Source organism: Micromonospora alfalfae, assembly GCF_022230925.1.
GTDB lineage: Bacteria > Actinomycetota > Actinomycetes > Mycobacteriales > Micromonosporaceae > Micromonospora > Micromonospora alfalfae.
This window is the reverse complement of sequence record NZ_JAKKFH010000001.1, coordinates 274,372-293,143: the sequence shown is the minus strand read 5'-3', so window position 1 is coordinate 293,143 and position 18,772 is coordinate 274,372. Positions and strand designations below refer to the sequence as shown.

General features: G+C 71.9%; 20 protein-coding genes. 18 read left to right on the top strand and 2 right to left on the bottom strand.

The genetic code is table 11. The features are described 5' to 3' along the window. Positions 1-36: 36 nt before the first annotated feature. Positions 37-1,656: a DUF885 domain-containing protein gene (locus MED01_RS01350; protein ID WP_238666682.1), complete on the top strand. Its 1,620-nt coding sequence runs from the start codon at positions 37-39 to the stop codon at positions 1,654-1,656. 120 nt (positions 1,657-1,776) lie between these two features. On the opposite strand, the gene MED01_RS01345 is transcribed toward MED01_RS01350, so the two are convergent. After that, positions 1,777-2,472 carry a hypothetical protein gene (locus MED01_RS01345; RefSeq protein WP_238666681.1) on the bottom strand — a complete coding sequence of 232 codons (696 nt, stop codon included), beginning with the start codon at positions 2,470-2,472 and terminating at the stop codon, positions 1,777-1,779. A gap of 213 nt (positions 2,473-2,685) precedes the next feature. On the opposite strand from MED01_RS01345, the gene eno reads away from it, so the two are divergent. The 4 genes from eno to MED01_RS01325 are packed head-to-tail and all read left to right on the top strand — an operon-like array spanning position 2,686 to position 5,764. Next, the gene (gene eno, locus MED01_RS01340; protein WP_238666680.1) at positions 2,686-3,969 is read left to right on the top strand and encodes a phosphopyruvate hydratase; all 1,284 of its coding nucleotides are present in this window, start codon (positions 2,686-2,688) and stop codon (positions 3,967-3,969) included. Positions 3,970-4,000: 31 nt separating this feature from the next. Then, positions 4,001-4,639 carry an FtsB family cell division protein gene (locus tag MED01_RS01335; RefSeq protein ID WP_238666679.1) on the top strand — a complete coding sequence of 213 codons (639 nt, stop codon included), beginning with the start codon at positions 4,001-4,003 and terminating at the stop codon, positions 4,637-4,639. A gap of 34 nt (positions 4,640-4,673) precedes the next feature. Beyond that, entirely contained in the window at positions 4,674-5,231 is a 558-nt protein-coding gene (locus MED01_RS01330) for a DUF501 domain-containing protein (RefSeq protein WP_238666678.1), read from the top strand. Then, a complete protein-coding gene (locus MED01_RS01325) occupies positions 5,228-5,764 on the top strand; it encodes an amino-acid N-acetyltransferase (protein WP_238666677.1) in 537 nt (178 codons plus the stop codon). Before MED01_RS01330 ends, MED01_RS01325 begins: the two co-directional genes overlap by 4 nt. A 1-nt stretch (position 5,765) precedes the next feature. Here MED01_RS01325 and MED01_RS01320 read toward each other — a convergent pair whose 3' ends face one another. Further along, positions 5,766-6,509 carry a CE1 family esterase gene (locus tag MED01_RS01320; protein WP_238666676.1) on the bottom strand — a complete coding sequence of 248 codons (744 nt, stop codon included), beginning with the start codon at positions 6,507-6,509 and terminating at the stop codon, positions 5,766-5,768. Positions 6,510-6,753: 244 nt separating this feature from the next. On the opposite strand from MED01_RS01320, the gene MED01_RS01315 reads away from it, so the two are divergent. The 13 genes from MED01_RS01315 to MED01_RS01255 all read left to right on the top strand — a co-directional run bounded on the left by MED01_RS01315 (position 6,754) and on the right by MED01_RS01255 (position 18,731). Continuing rightward, on the top strand, positions 6,754-7,794 hold the full coding sequence (locus MED01_RS01315; RefSeq protein WP_238666675.1) for an ArsR/SmtB family transcription factor: 1,041 nt from the start codon (positions 6,754-6,756) through the stop codon (positions 7,792-7,794). A gap of 22 nt (positions 7,795-7,816) precedes the next feature. Beyond that, a complete protein-coding gene (locus MED01_RS01310; protein WP_238666758.1) occupies positions 7,817-8,746 on the top strand; it encodes a Ppx/GppA phosphatase family protein in 930 nt (309 codons plus the stop codon). Between the two features lie 218 nt (positions 8,747-8,964). Continuing rightward, the gene (locus MED01_RS01305; protein WP_074316865.1) at positions 8,965-9,297 is read left to right on the top strand and encodes a PadR family transcriptional regulator; all 333 of its coding nucleotides are present in this window, start codon (positions 8,965-8,967) and stop codon (positions 9,295-9,297) included. After that, on the top strand, positions 9,294-10,325 hold the full coding sequence (locus MED01_RS01300; protein WP_238666674.1) for an HAAS signaling domain-containing protein: 1,032 nt from the start codon (positions 9,294-9,296) through the stop codon (positions 10,323-10,325). The genes MED01_RS01305 and MED01_RS01300 overlap by 4 nt, the downstream gene beginning before the upstream one ends. Before the next feature lie 130 nt (positions 10,326-10,455). Then, complete coding sequence (locus MED01_RS01295) at positions 10,456-11,115, top strand: LppU/SCO3897 family protein (protein ID WP_238666673.1); 660 nt, start codon at positions 10,456-10,458, stop codon at positions 11,113-11,115. 199 nt (positions 11,116-11,314) lie between these two features. Further along, on the top strand, positions 11,315-12,001 hold the full coding sequence (locus tag MED01_RS01290) for a dienelactone hydrolase family protein (protein WP_112671006.1): 687 nt from the start codon (positions 11,315-11,317) through the stop codon (positions 11,999-12,001). A gap of 19 nt (positions 12,002-12,020) precedes the next feature. After that, positions 12,021-12,734 (top strand): uracil-DNA glycosylase, encoded by a 714-nt coding sequence (locus MED01_RS01285; RefSeq protein WP_308193386.1) that lies wholly within the window; start codon positions 12,021-12,023, stop codon positions 12,732-12,734. 22 nt (positions 12,735-12,756) lie between these two features. After that, positions 12,757-13,542, top strand: a complete 786-nt coding sequence (locus MED01_RS01280) for a DUF4129 domain-containing protein (RefSeq protein WP_238666672.1) — start codon at positions 12,757-12,759, stop codon at positions 13,540-13,542. Next, entirely contained in the window at positions 13,539-14,123 is a 585-nt protein-coding gene (locus tag MED01_RS01275; protein ID WP_238666671.1) for a hypothetical protein, read from the top strand. Before MED01_RS01280 ends, MED01_RS01275 begins: the two co-directional genes overlap by 4 nt. Next, positions 14,123-15,130: an AAA family ATPase gene (locus MED01_RS01270; RefSeq protein WP_091394243.1), complete on the top strand. Its 1,008-nt coding sequence runs from the start codon at positions 14,123-14,125 to the stop codon at positions 15,128-15,130. The genes MED01_RS01275 and MED01_RS01270 overlap by 1 nt, the downstream gene beginning before the upstream one ends. Beyond that, positions 15,130-16,572 carry a DUF58 domain-containing protein gene (locus tag MED01_RS01265; protein ID WP_238666670.1) on the top strand — a complete coding sequence of 481 codons (1,443 nt, stop codon included), beginning with the start codon at positions 15,130-15,132 and terminating at the stop codon, positions 16,570-16,572. Before MED01_RS01270 ends, MED01_RS01265 begins: the two co-directional genes overlap by 1 nt. A 164-nt stretch (positions 16,573-16,736) precedes the next feature. Beyond that, positions 16,737-17,297, top strand: coding sequence for a hypothetical protein (locus MED01_RS01260; protein ID WP_238666669.1), 561 nt, complete (start codon positions 16,737-16,739; stop codon positions 17,295-17,297). Positions 17,298-17,399: 102 nt separating this feature from the next. Continuing rightward, positions 17,400-18,731, top strand: a complete 1,332-nt coding sequence (locus tag MED01_RS01255; protein ID WP_124857748.1) for an NAD(P)/FAD-dependent oxidoreductase — start codon at positions 17,400-17,402, stop codon at positions 18,729-18,731. The last annotated feature ends 41 nt before the right edge of the window (positions 18,732-18,772 follow it).

Below are 18,772 nucleotides of genomic sequence, written 5' to 3'. Positions count from 1 at the left end.
GGCGGCGGAGCGTGCGGCGGTCGGTAGGGTGGGGCGGTGGAAGCGTTTGGGGTGCTGGCTGAGCGGGTTGTCGAGGCTTTACTGGAGTCGCGGCCGGGGGTTGCCACCGCCGCCGGCGACCACCGCTTCGACGACCGCCTGCCGGACCTGTCCGCCGACGGGTTGACCGCCGATCGGGCGATGCTCTCCGACGCGGCCAACGCACTGTCCGAACTGGACCCGGACTCGCTCGACGTCGACGAGCAGGTCGACCACGCGCTGCTCACCTCATTCGTGGACCGGGAGCTGTTCGAGCTGACCGAGATCCGGTCGCACGAGTGGGATCCGCTGCGGCACAACCCCGGCCCGCTGCTGCACCCGCTGCTGGCCCGCCCGTACGCCCCCGCGGACGTGCGGCTGACCCAACTGGCCGGGCGGCTCGCCGCCGTACCGGACGCCCTCGCCACCGCCCGCGCGACGCTGCGGGACATGCCGCGCATCCACGCGGAGACGGCGGTCGGGCAGTTCACCGGCACTGCCGCGCTGATCCGCGACGAGCTGCCGGCGTTGCTCGCCCAGGCGCCGGGCCACCTGGGCCGGGTCGAACCGGCGGCCACCGCCGCGATCGCCGCGCTGGACGAGTTCGTCGCCTGGCTGCGCGTCGGCCTGGCCGCCGACGCCGGCCCCGGCCGTGACCCGCGACTGGGCCGGCGCCGCTGGGAGGCCCGGCTCTGGCACACCCTCGACACCGAGTTGGGCGCCGCCGAGATCCAGCGTCGCGCCTGGGCCAACCTGGACCGGGTCACCGCGGAGATCCGCAAGGCGGCCGTCGAGCTGGTCGGCGGCCCGGCCGACGACACATCAGTACGTCGGGCGTTGGACCTGCTCGCCGCCGAGCACCCGAACGACGCGACGGTCGTCGAGCTGGCCGGTGTGACACTGGACGAGGCGACCGACTTCGTCCGCGCACACGACCTGGTCACCCTTGTCGACGACCGGTGTGTGATCCAGGAGATGCCGGAGTTCGCCCGGGGGGTCGCTGTGGCGTACTGCGACGCGCCCGGCCCGCTGGAGACCGCCGCCGTGCCGACCTTCTACTGCATCGCGCCCACCCCCTCGGACTGGCCGGCGCAGCGGGTGGAGTCGTTCTACCGCGAATACAACGACCACATGATCCGCAACCTCACCGTGCACGAGGCGATGCCCGGGCACTTCCTCCAGCTCGCCCACGCCCGCCGCTACGTGGGTGGTACACGGGTCCGCGCGCTGGCCGAGTCCGGCCCGTTCATCGAGGGCTGGGCGGTCTACGCGGAGGAGGTGATGACGGGCCTCGGCTTCGGCGGTCTGCCGGTGCGGTTGCAGCAGCTCAAGATGCAACTACGGATGACAATCAACGCGCTGCTCGACCAGTTGGTGCACGCCGAGAACCTGCCCGAGGCCGAGGCGATGGCGTTGATGACCGGGCGCGGCTTCCAGGAGGAGGGCGAGGCGGCCGGCAAGTGGCGGCGCGCCCAGCTCACCTCCACCCAGCTCTCCACCTACTTCGTCGGGTACAGCGAGGTCGCCGACATCGCCGCCGCCCGCCCGGACGGGGTGTCGGTCCGCGACTGGCACGACGCGATGCTCGCCCACGACTGCCCGCCCCCGCGCCACCTGCGCACCCTGCTCGGTCTCTGAGAACGCCGGGCCGCGCGGGTCTCACCGCCGCCCGGCGGTCACCGTCGCGTCGATGAGCCAGCGCGAGATGGAGTACGCGGGCGGCAGTTGCGCCTGTTGGGCGCTCCGCGAGTCTGTCGGTCACGAGCCGCCGGGGCGGCGGTCGACGACGTCGGCCCCGGCGGGCGGGTCGAACGCGCCCTCGTCGACTGTCGCGGAGTAGTTGCTCAGTGCCAGCTCCATCGGCTTCCCGTCGACCGGCCCGGTGAAGCTGCCGAGCACGCCCTCGGTGGTCACGCAGGCGGTGAAGTCGCCGGACGACGAGCTCTGCACAGCGACGCAGGCGGCGTGGTGCCCGGCGACTGTGGTGTCGCTCTGCCTGATGACTGCCTGTGGGTCGAGCGCGGCTGCGGTGAGCAGCCCGACCACCACCGGCGGGGTGACGAGGCCCTGCTGGTTGGCCTCGCCGAACAGCGTCACCGTGGGCTTGCTGCCCGGGGTGGGCGGGGTGATCAGCGTGCACTGCGGGCGGGCGGCGGTCGTCGCGCACCGGGTGATGGCCTCCGGGGTGACGGTGAGTTGCCCGCCCGGATAGGTGTACGTGGATCGCGCCGGGTCCTGCGCCTGCACGATCGCGGCGCGCTGGCCGCCGGGCAACTGGTAGTCGGCCGAGTAGGTCAACTCCAGGGCCCGATCGAGCCGGGCGGCGAGGTCGTTGACGAGGTCCGAGCGGCCCATGGCGACTCCGGCGTCCTCGAATGTCTGACAGCCGGTGACCGTGAGCGACGCGATGACCGACACGGCGAGCATGCGGAGGGTGGTCGAGGCGGCGGGCATGGCGACCAGCCTGGTGGATCTGGTCCGCGCAGCGCAAACCCGTTGCCGGTTGACGCCCGGAAATCCGGGAATGTCCGTCAACGCGGGGTGACCCGGGTGCGCGGGCGACGCCGTGCCCGTTCGCGCCGCCCGATACGCTGCGTTCAACACCTGCCTCAGCCGCACCGTCGCGGCCCACCCACGGACCGGATCACAACAACGAGGAGCGACTTAGTGGCAACCATCGAGGGAATCGTCGCCCGGGAGATTCTCGACTCGCGGGGCAACCCGACGGTCGAGGTCGAGGTCGGTCTGGACGACGGCACGGTAGCCCGCGCCGCCGTGCCGTCCGGTGCCTCCACCGGCGCCTTCGAGGCGATCGAGCTGCGCGACGGTGACGCCGACCGCTACCAGGGCAAGGGCGTGGAGAAGGCGGTCTCCAACGTCGAAGACAAGATCGTCGACCAGATCATCGGGTACGAGGCCAGCGAGCAGCGGCTGATCGACCAGAAGATGCTCGACATCGACGGCACGGAGAGCAAGTCGGAGCTGGGCGCGAACGCCATCCTCGGGGTCTCCCTGGCGGTGGCGAAGGCCGCTGCCGGCAGCGCCGAGCTGAGCCTCTTCCGCTACCTGGGCGGCCCGAACGCGCACCTCCTGCCCGTGCCGATGATGAACATCCTCAACGGTGGCGCGCACGCCGACTCGAACGTCGACATCCAGGAATTCATGATCGCGCCGATCGGCGCGCCCACCTTCCGTGAGGCGCTGCGCTCGGGCGCGGAGGTCTACCACGCGCTGAAGTCGGTGCTGAAGAAGAAGGGCCTCTCCACCGGGCTCGGCGACGAGGGTGGCTTCGCGCCGAACCTGCCGACGAACGCGGCGGCCCTGGATTTGATCGCCGAGGCGGTCGAGAAGGCCGGTTACCGGCTCGGCACCGACATCGTGTTCGCGCTCGACGTGGCGGCCACCGAGTTCTTCGACAACGGCGCCTACACGTTCGAGGGTGCCGCGAAGTCCGCCGAGGAGATGAGCACCTACTACACGAAGCTGGCCGACGAGTACCCGATCGTCTCGATCGAGGACCCGCTGGCCGAGGACGACTGGAGCGGCTGGCAGACGCTGACCGCCTCGATCGGCGACCGGGTGCAGATCGTCGGTGACGACCTGTTCGTGACCAACCCGCAGCGCATCGCCCGCGGCATCGCGGAGAAGGCGGCGAACGCGGTCCTCGTCAAGGTCAACCAGATCGGCTCGCTGACCGAGACCCTGGACGCGGTGGACCTGGCCCACCGGGCCGGCTTCAAGTGCATGATGAGCCACCGTTCCGGCGAGACCGAGGACACCACGATCGCCGACCTGGCGGTGGCCACCGGCTGCGGCCAGATCAAGACCGGCGCCCCGGCCCGCTCGGACCGTGTCGCCAAGTACAACCAGCTGCTCCGGATCGAGGAGGAGCTGGCCGACGCGGCGCGCTACGCCGGCGCTGGCGCGTTCCCGCGCTACCGTTCGGCCTGAGCCACGAAAGCCTCGGGGGAGGGGTGTGACGATGCAGCAGCGCCGCACACCGGGTGGTCAGCGTCCCGCCCGCCGGTCGGGTCAGTCCGGTCGGCCGGGCGGTGGGCGCGCCACGCGGGGGTCGGTCCGGGAGGCCGGCGTACGCGCCGAGCCGCGTGCCGCCGGTCGCGCGCCGGGTGCTACCCGTGGCGCCGAAGGCGTTCGCTCCGCGAATCGTCCGGCCGCCGCGCGGCGTACCGCTGCCGCTGGTGCGGTGAAGCGGCTCGCCGCACCCCACCCCCGTCGCTTCACCGGCCGGGCCACAGTGCTGTTCGCTGTCCTGATCGCGCTCGCTCTGGCCTACACCTATCCGGTCCGGGTCTACCTGGACCAGCAGGCCGACATCGAGCGGATGGAGGCGGCCCAGGCGGTGCAGGAGCGGGAGATCGCCAAGCTCGCCGCCGAGGCCGCCAACTGGAAGGACCCCGAGTACATCAAGACGCAGGCTCGGGAACGGTTCTTCATGGGCCGGCCCGGCGAGAAGATGATGGTGGTGCTGCACGACCCGGAGGGCGCCGCCCGCGACGCCGGGAAGTCGGCCGGTTCGGCCCCGCCAGCCGGGCCGGTGACCTGGTACGACACGCTCTGGTCCAGCGTGCGGGCGGCGGACAGCCAGCAGCCGGGCCAGTGATCCACCGACCAGCACACCAGGAGAGATGGGCACCGTGACTGTCGTACCACCGTCGGAGCCGGCGGCGGATTCCGTTTCCCTGCCGCAGCGCGAACCGGCCACCGAGGCCGACCTGGCCGCTGTGGCAGCGCAGCTCGGCCGGACGCCCCGGGGCACCCGCGCGGTGGCCCACCGGTGCCCGTGTGGCCTTCCCGACGTGGTGGAGACGACCCCCCGCCTCGCCGACGGCACCCCGTTCCCGACGCTCTACTACCTGACCTGCCCCCGGGCCACCGCCGCGTGCAGCCGACTGGAGTCGGCGGGGCTGATGAAGGAGATGGCGGACCGGCTGGCGACGGATCCGGAGTTGGCCGCCCACTACCGTGCCGCGCACGAGGACTACCTCACCCGCCGGGAGGCGATCGGCGAGGTGCCGGAGATCGCCGGCATCTCGGCCGGTGGGATGCCGGGCCGGGTGAAGTGCCTGCACGTGCACCTGGGCCACGCGTTGGGCGCAGGCCCCGGGGTGAACCCGCTCGGCGACGAGACGTTGGGCCTGGTCGAGCCCTGGTGGTCGGCGGGGCCGTGCGTGGACGTGCCGGCGGCCGAATGAGCACGCAGGCCGGGTCCGAGGCACCCGAGAGTCAGATCCTGGTACGGCGGGCCCGCACCGGGGACGTGCGGGGCATCCGACGACTCGTCGACACCTACACCGACGACCGGCGGCTGCTGAGCAAGGCCACCGTCACCCTCTTCGAGGACGTGCAGGAGTTCCGGGTCGCGGTCCGGGCCGAGGACGACGTCGTGGTGGGCTGTGGCGCGCTGCACGTCATGTGGGAGGACCTGGCCGAGATCCGCACTGTGGCGGTGGACCCGTCCTGCCGGGGCCGGCGCATCGGTCACCGGCTGGTCGCTGAGCTGATCGACGCGGCCCGGGAGTTGGGCGTGGCGCGGATCTTCGTGCTCACCTTCGAGACCCGGTTCTTCGGCTCGTTCGGTTTCCGGGAGATCGACGGCGCTCCGGTGCCGCAGCCGGTCTACGAGCAGCTGCTGCGCTCGTACGACGAGGGTGTCGCGGAATTCCTGGACCTGGAGCGGGTCAAGCCGAACACGCTGGGCAACACCCGGATGCTGCTGCGCCTCTAGGTCAGGCCCTGCGGGGGTGGGCGGCGAAGAACTCCCACATCAGGTCGGTGGCGGACAGCCCTGCGGAGGACGCGGCGAGTTGGCCCGACGTCGCTCCCGGCCAACTGTGACCCATGTCGGCGATCGTGTAGACGCTGACCTCGCTGCCGTCCGCGCAGCCCGCCACCGTGTGCGTCACGCCCGGCACCCCGGACGCCTTCGGGCTCGACCGGCAGCCGAGCCGCTGCTGCCAGGTCCGCACGCCGGCCTGGAAGGTCGAGGCGTAGCGGTCCTGGCCGCCGATGAAGGTGATCACGGAGACCGGGCTCTTCGGCACGTAACTGTCGGCGGTGGTCAGGTTTCCGCTGTAACCACCGCTGACCACCCCGATCGCGGCGTACCTGCCGGTGCTCTCCACCGCCGCCCGGAAGCTCATGTCGCCGCCGTTCGAGATGCCGGTGAGGAACACCCTGTTCGGGTCCGCGTGCCAGGTCTGCACCAGATGATCGGTGAGGGCGTTGAGGAAGCCGACGTCGTCCTCGCTGCCGCAGCAGATCAGCGCGTTGAAGCCGCCTCCCTGCCCGTCGGGGTAGGCGACCAGCACGTTGTCAGTGTCGGCTCTGGCCTCCAGGCCCGCCAACTCCCGCACCGAGGATCCGAGGCCGGGATAGAAGTGCAGCGCGACGACCAGCGCGGAGGCTCTGCCCGGGTCGTACCCCGGTGGGGCGTGCAGCAGGTAGGTGCGGTCGCGTCCGTTGTGGCGCACCGTGAGTTGGTGGTCACCGGCCGCCGGCCGTTCGCTCGACGCGGACGGTGAGGCTGGCGAGGCCGACGAGGGCTGCCCCCGCTCACCACAAGCTGCGGCAACGACCAGGAGACAGAGCCCCGTCAACACCGCCACTGTTCGCCGCACGCCGGCCACCCCCCGTCGACCTCGCGGTCCACACTGGAGAGCGTTCGGCAGCGAATCAACCCTTTCGGTCCTGGGCGAAGGCAGGCAGGCTGTTGCCATGCTTCGCCTCCAGCTCGGGTCCGCCGACCTGTGCCGGGTGCGGTTCGCCGATCGGCTGCATCCGGTCGGGATCGCGCTGCTGGCTGGTCAGTGGCTGCGCGATCCGACTGTCGCGGCGATGGCACCGACCCTGGCGAGGCGGGCGGCGGCGGCCGAGGGCACTGCTGCCGCCCAGACTGCCACGGCGATTCTGCGGCATCTGCTGCCCGACCGGGGACGTCTGCCCGACTTCGTCACCCCCTTCGACGGCCTGGAGTCGGTGGAGGCCGGGCTGGAGGCGATCCGGGCCACCCCGGCGCGGCGGGTCCGCGCCGAGGTCACCCTGGCGTACGCGGACACGCCGGTCAGCCCGCTGCGGCGACGGTTCGCGGCGGCCGACCCGGAGGTGCTGGACCTGTTCGGCGGGGCCGTGCGGACCTGGTGCGACGCGGTGCTCGAACCGCACTGGGCCGAGCTGGTGTCCGCGTACCGTCAGCAGGTGACGGCTGCCAGCCAGCGGCTGGCGCAGCACGGCCTGGCCAGTCTCTTCGCCGGCCTGCACCCGGGGATCCGGTGGCGGGAGCCGGTGCTGGAGGTGCGGACGTGGTGGGACGGCGATCTTCCCGGCACCGGCCACGGGATCATCCTGCTGCCCTCCCCGTTGGCCGGGCCGCGGCCCCGGGTGCTTGTCGAGCAGGGTTACCCGATCCTGCTCGTCTACCCGGTGGTCATGCCCGCGCGCGGGGCTCCCGCCGACGACGATGCCCTCGGTCGGTTGCTCGGCGTCACCCGGGCGCTGGTGCTGCGCCGACTGGCTGCCGACGGCGGGTTGACCACCACGGTGTTGTCCCGGGCGGTCGGGATCAGTCTCTCCTCGGCCTCGGAGCACGCCCGCGCGCTGCGCATGGCCGGTCTGGTGACCAGCGAGCGGGAGGGCGGGGCCGTCCGACATCACCTGACCGCGCTCGGGGTGGGGTTGTTGCGGGGGCCGTCGGGCGACCTGGGCGAGTCGTGGCCCACTGCCGACCAAGCCGCCGGACGGCTGCCTGGCCTGCCGTAAGGTTGCTGCCGTGACGACGCGTGTGGCGGCCATCGACTGCGGGACCAACTCGATCCGACTGCTGGTCGCCGACCTGCCCGACGCCTCGGCCGGGCCGCAGGCACCGCTGGTCGACCTGACCCGGCGGATGGAGATCGTCCGGTTGGGGCAGGGCGTGGACCGCACCGGCCGACTGGCGCCGGAGGCGATCGAACGGACCCGGGTGGCGTTGGCGTCGTACGCCGCCGACATTGAGAAGCTCGGCGCGCAGCGGGTGCGGATGTGTGCCACCTCGGCCTCCCGCGATGCCGCCAACGCCGCCGATTTCACCGAGATGGTGCAGGCCACCCTCGGTGTCGCGCCTGAGGTGGTCAGCGGCGACGAGGAGGCCCGGCTGTCGTTCACCGGCGCGGTGCGCGGGCTGCCCGCCGACGCGAAGGAGCCGTTCCTGGTCGTCGACATCGGTGGTGGTTCCACCGAGTTCGTGGTCGGTGACCGGGCCGCCGGTGTGCGGTCGGCGATCTCGGTGGACATCGGCTGCGTCCGGATGACCGAGCGGCACCTGCCCGGTGACCCGCCGACGTCCGAGCAGGTCGCGGCGGCGCAGGCCGACATCGCCGCGGTGGTGGACCGGGCGCTCGCAGTGGTGCCCGGTCGCGAGGCGGCCACCCTGGTCGGCCTCGCCGGGTCGGTCACCACAGTGGTCGCGCTCGCGCGGGGCCTGCGGGAGTACGACCCGGAGCGCATCCACCACGCCCGGGTGTCGTACGAGGAGGTCGCCCGGGTGACAGCGGAGCTGCTGGGTCAGACCCGTGCGCAGCGGTTGGCGAACCCGGTGATGCACCCGGGCCGCGCCGACGTGATCGGCGCCGGTGCGCTGGTGCTGCGCGTGATCATGGAGCGGGCCGGGATGCCGTCGGTGGTCGCCTCGGAGCACGACATCCTCGACGGCATCGCCTGGAGCCTCCAGTAAGCCACCGCGCGCCAGCGAGCTTGATCAACTCGCTTTCATTGAAACCGCGTTGTCTGGTCGCCTCGGAAGCCCCGACTTCCTGAAAACCGAGTCGATCTCCGCCCAGCGCACCCCCAGAGCGGCCCAGCGCACCTCCGGGCGGGCCGCGCGCTAGCCGGCTTGGCGTGTCGGGGCGGATTCGTTGACGCTACTTCGTATTACGCAGTAGTGTGCAATGCGTGGACACCACACAGTTGTTGAAGGGCGTGCTTGATCTGGCCGTCCTGGCCGTTCTCCGAGAGGAGGACGGTTACGGTTACGACATCCTGCGCCGGCTGCGCGAGGCCGGCCTGGAAGAGGTCGGTGACGCCTCGGTCTACGGGACGTTGCGCCGCCTCTTCGCCGCCGGCCTGCTCACCACCTACGTCGTGCCGAGCGAATCCGGGCCGCACCGCAAGTACTACTCACTCAACGCCGCGGGGCGTGACCAGTTGACCCGCTCCGGCAAGCTCTGGCGCTCGTTCGCCACCACAATGGACAGTCTGCTCGACGATCGGGGGATGGCGGCATGACCGTCGCGGAGCAGGAGATCACCGACTATGTGGCGCGGGTCCGGGCCGCTCTGGCCGACCTGCCGCCCGGGCAACGCGACGAGTTGACCGAGGATCTCGCCGACCACCTCACCGAGGTCGCCGCCGAGGCCGAGGGCACCCTTGTCGAGCGGTTGGGCGAGCCCGAGACGTACGCCGCCGAGCTGCGCGCCGCAGCCGGCGCCGCGCCGGGCAGCGGGCGCAACCTCGACCAGCGGGTGGCGAGCGCGATGGCCCGGGTCCGCGGCCGGCTGCGCGGCATGGACACCCGCCTCGGCCCACCACTGGGGTACGAGACGGCCAGCGACTTCCTCCGACTGTTGCGTCCGGCATGGTGGGTGCTGCGCGGCTATCTGGCGGCGATGCTGGTCACCGTGATCACCACCGGTGGCGAATTCGGGCTGCTGCCGAGGTTCGGCGGTGAGCTGCTCGCCGGTCTGATCATGCTGATCGGCTTCGTGCTCGGCTCCATCTGGATCGGTCGCCGTTCGGCCCAGCTGACCCGCTGGCCGCGCTCGGTCGTGCAGGTCGCCAGTGTGGTGCTGGTGGTCTTCGCGTTCGCCGCGCTGATCCAGGCAGAGGACCGGATGCGCTACGGCGACTACGGCTACGACCAGACCTCTGTCGACAGCCCGTACGACCGGGTCCGGGACGTCTTCGTCTACGACAGCGAGGGGCGCCTGGTGGAGAACGCCCGGCTCTTCGACCAGAACGGCAACCCGATCCGGCTCGGCTACCCGGACTGCTTGGAAGGCGGCTATGTGAAACAGACGCTGCGGGCGTACCCGTACTGCCCGGAGCAGGCGCCCTTCGTGCCCCGCGCACCGGGCGCGCCCCTTCCACCCGCGCCAGCGGCCAGCACGCCAGACCCGGCCACCACCCCGGACCCGGCTAGCACGCCGGACCCGAGCGGAACATCCGGGGAGACCGGGCCGCCGCTGCCGACCGGTACGGCCACGGCCACCGGCCTGCCGCCGAGCGGAACGCCAACCCCCACCCCGACGCGCTGAACCACAGTGTGAACTGGATCATGCAGAGGAAGCTGGGAAATATCTGAACGGACGAGGCGAGCGGGACGGCACCGGAAATCAATGATCGTTACGGTGTCGTCTGCTCATCAACCCCTCGGAAGGAACCCCCGTGCCAGAGCAGGTCGCACCGCCCCCCGCGCCCGACGCCGCAACCCCTGAGCCGGCCGTCGAGACGCCGCAAGCGGCCGCGCCGCAGCAGGCCGAGCCGGAGCCGGCCGCCGACACACCGCCGACGGCCAAGCCGGAGCCGACGGCCGAGACGCCGCCGGCCGCCGAGACGCCGCTGACGGCCGAGACGGAGCCGACGGCCGAGACGGAGCCGACGGCCGCGACGCCGCTGACGGCCGAGACGCCGCCGGCGGCCGAGCCGACGGCGGAGAAGTCCGGTGCGAAGAAGGCCCTCGGCATCGTCGGTGCGATCCTCGCCGTCGTCGTCATCGCCGGTCTGAAGTTCGGCGTCGCCTCGGCGATCGGCAACTACTTCAACAAGGACGAGACGGCAGCCGCCAAGACCGGTGACTGCATCGCCGAGCTGCCCGAGGTCACCGGCACCGAGCAGGAGGAGGTCGACGGCGCCAAGGTCGTCGAGTGCACCTCCACCGACGCGGCGTACAGCGTGGTCGGTCGGGTGGACGGCCAGAGCGAGGCTCAGGCCAAGGCCGACACCACCTGCACCCAGTTCTTCAAGGAGGGCGAGGAGGGGTACATCTTCTCCAGCATCGAGCCGGGCAAGACGGGCTACGTGCTCTGCCTGACCAAGAAGGTCTGACCACAGCGGTAGCTCGGCATCGACGGCGGCGGGAGCAGACCCCGCCGCCGTCGGCGTACCCGGAGTCACCGGGGGGCGAACAGGAGGTGAATGCCACTGTTCCGGCGTCTTCCCGACGGCCGCGTGGCGTGGCAGGCTACCGGCACGTAGGACCACTGGGCGACCAGCCAACGATGACTGACCGCTAGGAGGACGGCCCATGGGCGAAATGGTGAGCTACCGCAGCAACGGGGGCACGAGCGAGGGGTATCTCGCGATACCCGCCAGCGGCACGGCCAGCCCCGCCGTCATCGTCATTCAGGAATGGTGGGGTCTGGTCCCGCACATCCGGTCGGTGGCGGACCGGTTCGCCGAAGCCGGCTTCGTCGCCCTCGCCCCGGACTTCTACCACGGTGAGACGACCAGCGAGCCGGACGAGGCGCAGCGGCTCCTGCTGGCGATGCGGATGGACGAGGCGGCGAAGGACATCGCCGGCGCTGCCGACTATCTCGCCGGGCGACCCGAGGTCACCGGTAAGGTCGGCGCCGTGGGCTTCTGCGCCGGTGGCAGCCTGGCCCTCTGGTCGGCCACCATCTCCGAGCGGATCGTCGCGACCGCCGGTTTCTATCCCGTGCTGCCCTGGGAGTCGATGCGCCCCGACTGGGCCGACTACGCCGGCAAGGCAGCGGTCATCCACTGCTCCGAAGAGGACGGCACCTCGGCCGATGAGGGCGTACAGACCGCCCGGCGGGCCATCGAGGAGGCCGGCGGCGACTGCCACCTCTACGACTACCCGGGCACCTCGCACGCCTTCTTCAACGACGACCGGCCGGAGGCGTTCGACCAGCGCGCCGCCGCCAGCGCCTGGGCCCGCACCCTGGAACTCTTCCGGGCCAAGCTTGGCTGAGACGCGTACCCCCGCACAGGTGGTCGCCCGCGCAGCGCGGGCGACCGACCTGGCCGACCTCGACGCGGCGGTGAGCGACTGTTTCGCCTGCCCACGGCTGGTCCAATGGCGGGAGGAGGTGGCCCGCACCCGCCGGGCCGCCTTCCGTGACCAGGAGTACTGGGGTCGGCCGGTGCCGGGCCTCGGCAGCGCTGACGCCCGGATCGCCATCCTCGGGCTGGCACCCGCCGCACACGGTGGCAACCGCACCGGCCGGATCTTCACCGGTGACCGGTCGGGTGACGTGCTGTTCGCCGCGCTGCACCGGGCCGGGCTGGCCAACCAGCCGACCAGCGTCGCCGCCGACGACGGGCTCACAGTGCGCGACCTGCGGATCTTCTCGGCCGTCCGGTGTGCGCCTCCGGACAACAAGCCGACCCCCCTGGAACGGGACACCTGCGCGCCCTGGCTGCACCGCGAGGTCACGTTGATCCGGCCGACGCTGCGGGTGGTTGTCGCGCTGGGCGCGTTCGCCTGGGCCGCGTGGTGGCCGGTGCTCCGAGCGGTGTACGGGCAGCGCCCGCCCAGCCCGCGACCGGCGTTCGGTCATGGGGCACACTGGTCCGGCACGAACGCTCCGGACGTGCTCGGCTGCTACCACGTCAGTCAGCAGAACACCTTCACCGGGCGGTTGACACCAGGGATGTTGGACGACGTCTTCGGCCAGGCCAAACAGCTGGCCGGAGTGGACTGAGACGACGCGTGGGGTGGTGGCGATGACAGACGGAACACGCCCGCCCACACCGGTACAGTCCGCCGAGCCGGGTGTGCTGCGGCCGGTGTTGGGCCTGCTCCGCCGGTGGTGGCCGGTCGGCGCGGTCGCCGCGCTGCTCGCCGGTGCCGCGTTGGCGTCCGCTCACTCGTCGATCGGGGCCAGTCGCATCCCGCCGGCCGCGGACAACGTTCCCTGGGTTCCCGAGTACCCGACCGTTGAGCCGTCACCGTCCATCCCGTTCGAGCCACGCGACGCCGGCGAGGCCACCCAGGCGCACATCCCGCAGTGGGTCGGCACCGTGGCGGTGGTCCTGCTCGGGCTGGCCATCCTCACCGCGCTCGGCTACCTCAGCTGGGTGCTGATCCGGGGCGCGCTGCGCCGTACCACCCGGGCGCTTCCTGCGCAGCGGGCCCGCCGTACCGCCGAGGGCACCGCCCGTGAGGTGGTCGCCGCCCTCGACGCCGGCCTGGTGGAACTCGACGACCGGGACACCGACCCCCGGGTGGCGGTGATCGCCTGCTGGGTGCGCCTGGAGGAGACGGCCGCCGCTGCCGGTGTGCCGAAGTTCGCCGGAGACACCCCCACCGACCTGGTCAGCCGACTGTTGCAGGGCGACCCGGGGGCGGGCGTGCCGGCCATCGCCAGCACCGACGTGCTGGCCGAGTTCGCGCACGTCTACCGGGAGGCCCGGTACGCCACCCACCCGGTCGGCGAACGCACCCGGGACCAGGCCCGCGCCGCGCTCGGCCGGCTGCGCGGAGAGCTCACCGCGGCGGTGGCCTCATGAGCAGCACCAGCATCGACGATCTGCTCGCGTTCGAGGAGGAGGCCGCGCCGGTCGGTCCGCAGGCGCGCCCGTCCCGATGGCGTCCGGTGCTGCGCTCGCTCGCGTGGGCCGCCGCGGTGGTCGCGGTCCTGCTGGTCGGCCTCCGCGCGGTGGGCCTCCAGGTCTCGCTGCCCGTACTGATCGCCGGGGTGCTCGCCGTGCTGGCGGTCCGCCGGGTCACCGCCCTGCTCGCGCCGCCACCCCCGCCGCCGCCGGCTCGCCGGGCCGGCGCGGGCGAAGAGGACGGCAACTACAACTGGGGCGCCCGGGACGCGCTGCGTGGCGCGATCAACCAGTGGGAACGGCCCCTGGACTGGTCCTCGAACCGAACCGAACGTTTCACCGAGGTGGTCCTTCCCCGGATCGGTGAACTGGCCGACGAGCGGATGCGGCTGAAGCACGGCGTCACCCGTGAGTCGGATCCCGCCCGCGCTCGCGTCCTGCTGGGTGACCGCCTGTGGACGTTCCTGGAGACCCCGCCTCGCCGCACCCCGTCGCCGCGCGACCTCGCGGTGATCGTCGCCGAACTGGAGAGCATCTGATGAACGACGTGGACCGGAGCATTGCCCCCGCCGAGGTCGGGCACCTGGCTCGGGCGGTCCTGGACGCGGTCGGCACCGTCGTGGTCGGCAAACGGGACGCGTTGGAGCTGGTCCTCGCCGGCATCCTCGCGGGCGGGCACGTGCTCCTGGAGGACCTGCCAGGCCTCGGTAAGACACTCACCGCCCGCTCGTTCGCCCAGGCCCTCGGGTTGGACTTCCGTCGGTTGCAGTTCACTCCCGACCTGCTCCCCGCCGACGTCACCGGCTCCTTCCTGTACGACCAGCGCAACGGCGACTTCACCTTCCGGGCCGGCCCGGTCTTCACCAACCTGCTCCTCGCCGACGAGATCAATCGGACGCCGCCGAAGACCCAGTCCGCGCTGCTGGAGGCGATGCAGGAGAAGCAGGTGTCGGTCGAGGGTGTGACCTACAAGCTCGACGAACCGTTCCACGTGCTGGCCACCGCCAACCCCATCGAGTACGAGGGCACCTACCCGCTGCCGGAGGCGCAGCTGGACCGGTTCCTGCTGCGGGTCTCGTTCGGTTACCCGCAGCACGAAGAGGAGTGGGAGGTGCTGCGCCGTCGGATGAGCCGTCGCCGGGAGGAGGCGGACATCAAGGCGGTTGTCGACGCGGCGACGCTGCGGGCCATGCAGGCCGCCCTGGAGGACGTGGTGGTGGAGGACTCCATCGGCCGCTACATCGTGTCGCTCACCGCTGCCACCCGGGAGCACCCGTCGGTGCTGGTCGGCGCCTCACCCCGCGGTTCGCTGGCGCTGCTGCTGCTGGCCCGGGTCCGCGCGGTGTTCGGCGGACGGGACTACGTGGTGCCGGAGGACGTCAAGTCGGTGGCGGCGCCCGCCCTGGCCCACCGGATCACCCTGCGCCCGGAGATGTGGTTGCGCCGGGTCGACCCGGCGTTCGTGGTGGGCGAGGTGCTGGAGGCGACTCCCGCCCCGGCCAGTGGCGCGCTGCCCAGCTACGCCGCCGGCGGGCCCCGGCACTGATGACCGGACCGACAGTGCCGACTGCCACCGAAGCGGAACCGGCTGCCGGCTGGGCGCCCACCCCGGCGCTCGGCCGCGCGGTGCTGCTCGCCGGCCTGCTGCTGGTGGCCGGGGTGCTGCTGGGCCGGGTGGACCTCATCGTGCTCGCCGCCCCGTTCGCGTTGGGCACCGCCTACGCGTTGCGCCGACGGCCCACGGCGCTGCCGCAGGTGTGGATCAGCCAGGCCGACGGTGGGCCGCTGGTCGAGGGCGGTGACGTGGCGGCGGCGGTGAGCGTCGGCAACCCGGACACTGTCGACTACGACCTGGTGGTGATGCGGACCCGCGTGTCGCCGTGGCTGCGCATCGACAGGGCCGGCTTCGCCCGCGACGAGGCCGTCGACGACGGAGGGCCGAGCGCCACCCCGGAAACCGGTGCGACGGCGCAGGGCGACGGCGGGCGTCGTTCCGTAGCGGACCGGCCGTTCGTGACCTCGGTGCCGATGGGCGCCGCCGTGGACCTGGAGCTGGCCGGCAAGGCCCTGCGCTGGGGCCGGCACCCGATCGGCCCCGCCGGTGCCCGGGTCGCCACCGCCGGGGGTCTGCTGGTCTCCCGGGCAGTGATCATCGAGCCGGTGCGGGTACGGGTGTATCCCCGTACCGAGCCGTTCGAGGCGGTTGAGGCGATGCCCCGCGCCGCCGGACTGGTCGGGGCGCACCACTCCCGCCGACCCGGAGAGGGCGGCGAGCTTGCCGGCGTACGCGTCTTCGCCCCCGGGGACCGGCTGCGCCGGATCGACTGGCGTGTCTCGTTGCGGGCCCGGCAGCTGCACGTGGCCGCCACCCTCTCCGACCGGGACGCGGAGGTGGTGGTGCTGCTCGACGTGCTCGCCGAGGCGGGCCGCTCCGGTGGGGTGGACGGCGCGGCGTCGGTGCTGGACACCACGGTCCGGGCCACCGCCGCGATCGCCGAGCACTACCTGCACCGTGGCGACCGGGTCTCGCTGCTGGAGTACGGGCCGGCGGCCCGCCGGCTCCGGCCGGCTGCCGGGCGGCGGCAGTACCTGACCGTCCTGGAGTGGTTGCTCGACGTCCGGGTCCACGCGTCCGCCCACGAACCGTACGACCAGGTCTTCGGCCCGCAGTTGCTCTCCTCGGACGCGTTGGTGGTGGTGCTCACCCCGCTGCTGGACGAACGGTCGGCGCAGATGCTCGCCCGGTTGGCCCGCGGTGGGCGGTTCGTGGTGGCGGTCGACACGCTGCCGGCCGACCTGGCGTCGCCGAAGGACCGGGGTTGGGCCGAGGTGGCGTACCGGCTGTGGCGCCTGGATCGGGAGATCATGATCGGCCAGCTCCGGGAGCACGGCGTACCTGTGGTGCGCTGGGCCGGTGCTGGCAGCCTGGACCAGGTGTTGCGGGACGTGGCCCGGTTGGCGACGGCCCCGAGGGTGGGTGGCCGGTGAGCGCGAGGAGTGAGCTTGCGAGCCCCGCAGTCGCGAACGGAAGGCGGGTGCGGTGAGCGCGAGGAGTGAGCTTGCGAGCCCAGCAGTCGCGAACGGAAGGCGGGTGCGGTGAGCGCGAGGAGTGAGCTTGCGAGCCCCGCAGTCGCGAACGGAAGGCGGGTGCGGTGAACGCTCTGGTGGAGCGGGTTCGGGCGGCGCAGTACGCCGTCGCTCGCGTCAGTGTGGCCCCGCTGCTGGTCCGGGCCGGGATCTTCGTCATCGTGTTTGCCGGGTTCGCCCTGGCCTTCCCCGCCGAGGTGCTTTCCGGCCGGCCGGTCTTCTTGCTGGCGATGGCGGCCCTGCTGCCCGCGTTCGGGCCGCGAAAGGTCTGGACGACCTTCACGGCGTTGGTCACAGTCGGCGGCTGGCTGCTCGCCACCGACGGGTACGGCCGTCCGGTCACGCTCTGGCGGCTGCTCGGCGTCGCGGCCCTGCTCTACCTGGGTCACACCCTGTGCGCGCTGGCCGCGCTGTTGCCCTATGACGCGATGGTGGACCCCGAGTTGATCACCCGGTGGTTGGCGCGGTCGGCCGCCGTGCTGTTGGGTTCCGCCGTGCTCGGCGTGCTGTTGTTGCAGGCGACGGGGACGGGTGAGGCCGCCGGATACCAGTGGGTGACAGTGATGGGGCTGCTGGTGGCGGTGGGGGTGGCAGTGTTGCTGGGCTGGCTTCTGCGGCGCCGGTGACCACCGCGAGCCGAGGGTTACGCAGGTCACATGGGTTGTGCTCCGTCACAGATGGGGGGCGCGAGCGGGATTACCTGAGCCGGCCGGGGAAAGATAGACAACGTGAATCCGAAGCGGATCCTTGTGGTTGGTGCCGGGCACGTCGGTCTGTATGCGGCCCTGCGCCTGTCGAAGAAGCTCAGCTCCCGTGAGGCTGAGGTCATGGTGGTTGACCCCCAACCCCACATGACCTATCAGCCGTTCCTGCCCGAGGCTGCGGCGGGCAACATCTCCCCGCGGCACTCGGTGGTGCCGCTGCGGCGGGAGTTGCGCCGGTGCAAGATGGTGGCCGGCACGGTCACGCGGATCGAGCACGACCGCAAGGTGGCCACCGTGCAGCCGATCAGCGGCCCGGCCCGGGAGATCACCTACGACCACGTGATCGTGGCCCCGGGTTCGGTCTCCCGCACCCTGCCGATCCCCGGCCTGCACGAGCAGGGCATCGGGTTCAAGACCATCGGCGAGGCGATCTACCTGCGCAACCACGTGCTGGATCGGCTCGACGTGGCGGCTGCCACGCCGGATCCGGACGTCCGCCGTTCGGCGCTGACCTTCACCTTCGTCGGCGGTGGGTACGCCGGCATCGAGGCGCTCGCCGAGATGGAGGACATGGCTCGCGACGCCCTGCGTTACTACCCGGAGCTCAAGCAGGACGAGGTCCGCTGGGTGCTGGTCGAGGCCACCCAACGGGTGCTGCCCGAGGTCGACCGGGACATGGGTGCCTACACGGTGCAGCAGTTGCTGAAGCGCAACATGGACATCCGGCTGGACACCCGCCTGGAGTCCTGCGTCGACGGGGTGGTCAAGCTCTCCGACGGTGACAGCTTCCGCTCCGACACGATCGTCTGGACGGCCGGTGTGAAGCCGTCGCCGATGCTGGACTCGACCGACTTCCCGCGCGACGACCGTCGACGGATCACCTGCCTGCCCACGCTGCAGGTGGTCGACGGTGACCAGGTGCTCGAGGGTGCCTGGAGCGCCGGGGACTGCGCGGCCGTGCCGGACCTGACGAAGGAGCCGGGCAACTTCTGCTCGCCGAGCGCTCAGCACGCGGTGCGCCAGGCCGCCCGGATGGCCGACAACATCGCGGCGGTGATCCGGGGTCGCGAGCCGGTGAACTACAAGCACAAGCACGTGGGCAGCGTGGCGAGCCTCGGCCTGCACAAGGGCGTGGCCCAGGTGTACGGGATCAAGATGACCGGTTGGCCGGCCTGGGTGATGCACCGGACGTACCACATGAGCCGGATCCCGTCGTTCAACCGGAAGGTCCGCGTGGTGGTGGACTGGTCGTTGGCGTTCTTCCTCAAGCGCGAGGTGGTCGCCCTGGGTCAGCTGCACGACCCGCGCGAGGAGTTCGTCGAGGCCTCCCAGCCCGTCGGCGCGCCCCGCGTCTGACCAGAAACCGACGCCAACCCCGTCGATCTTGCACTTCCGGC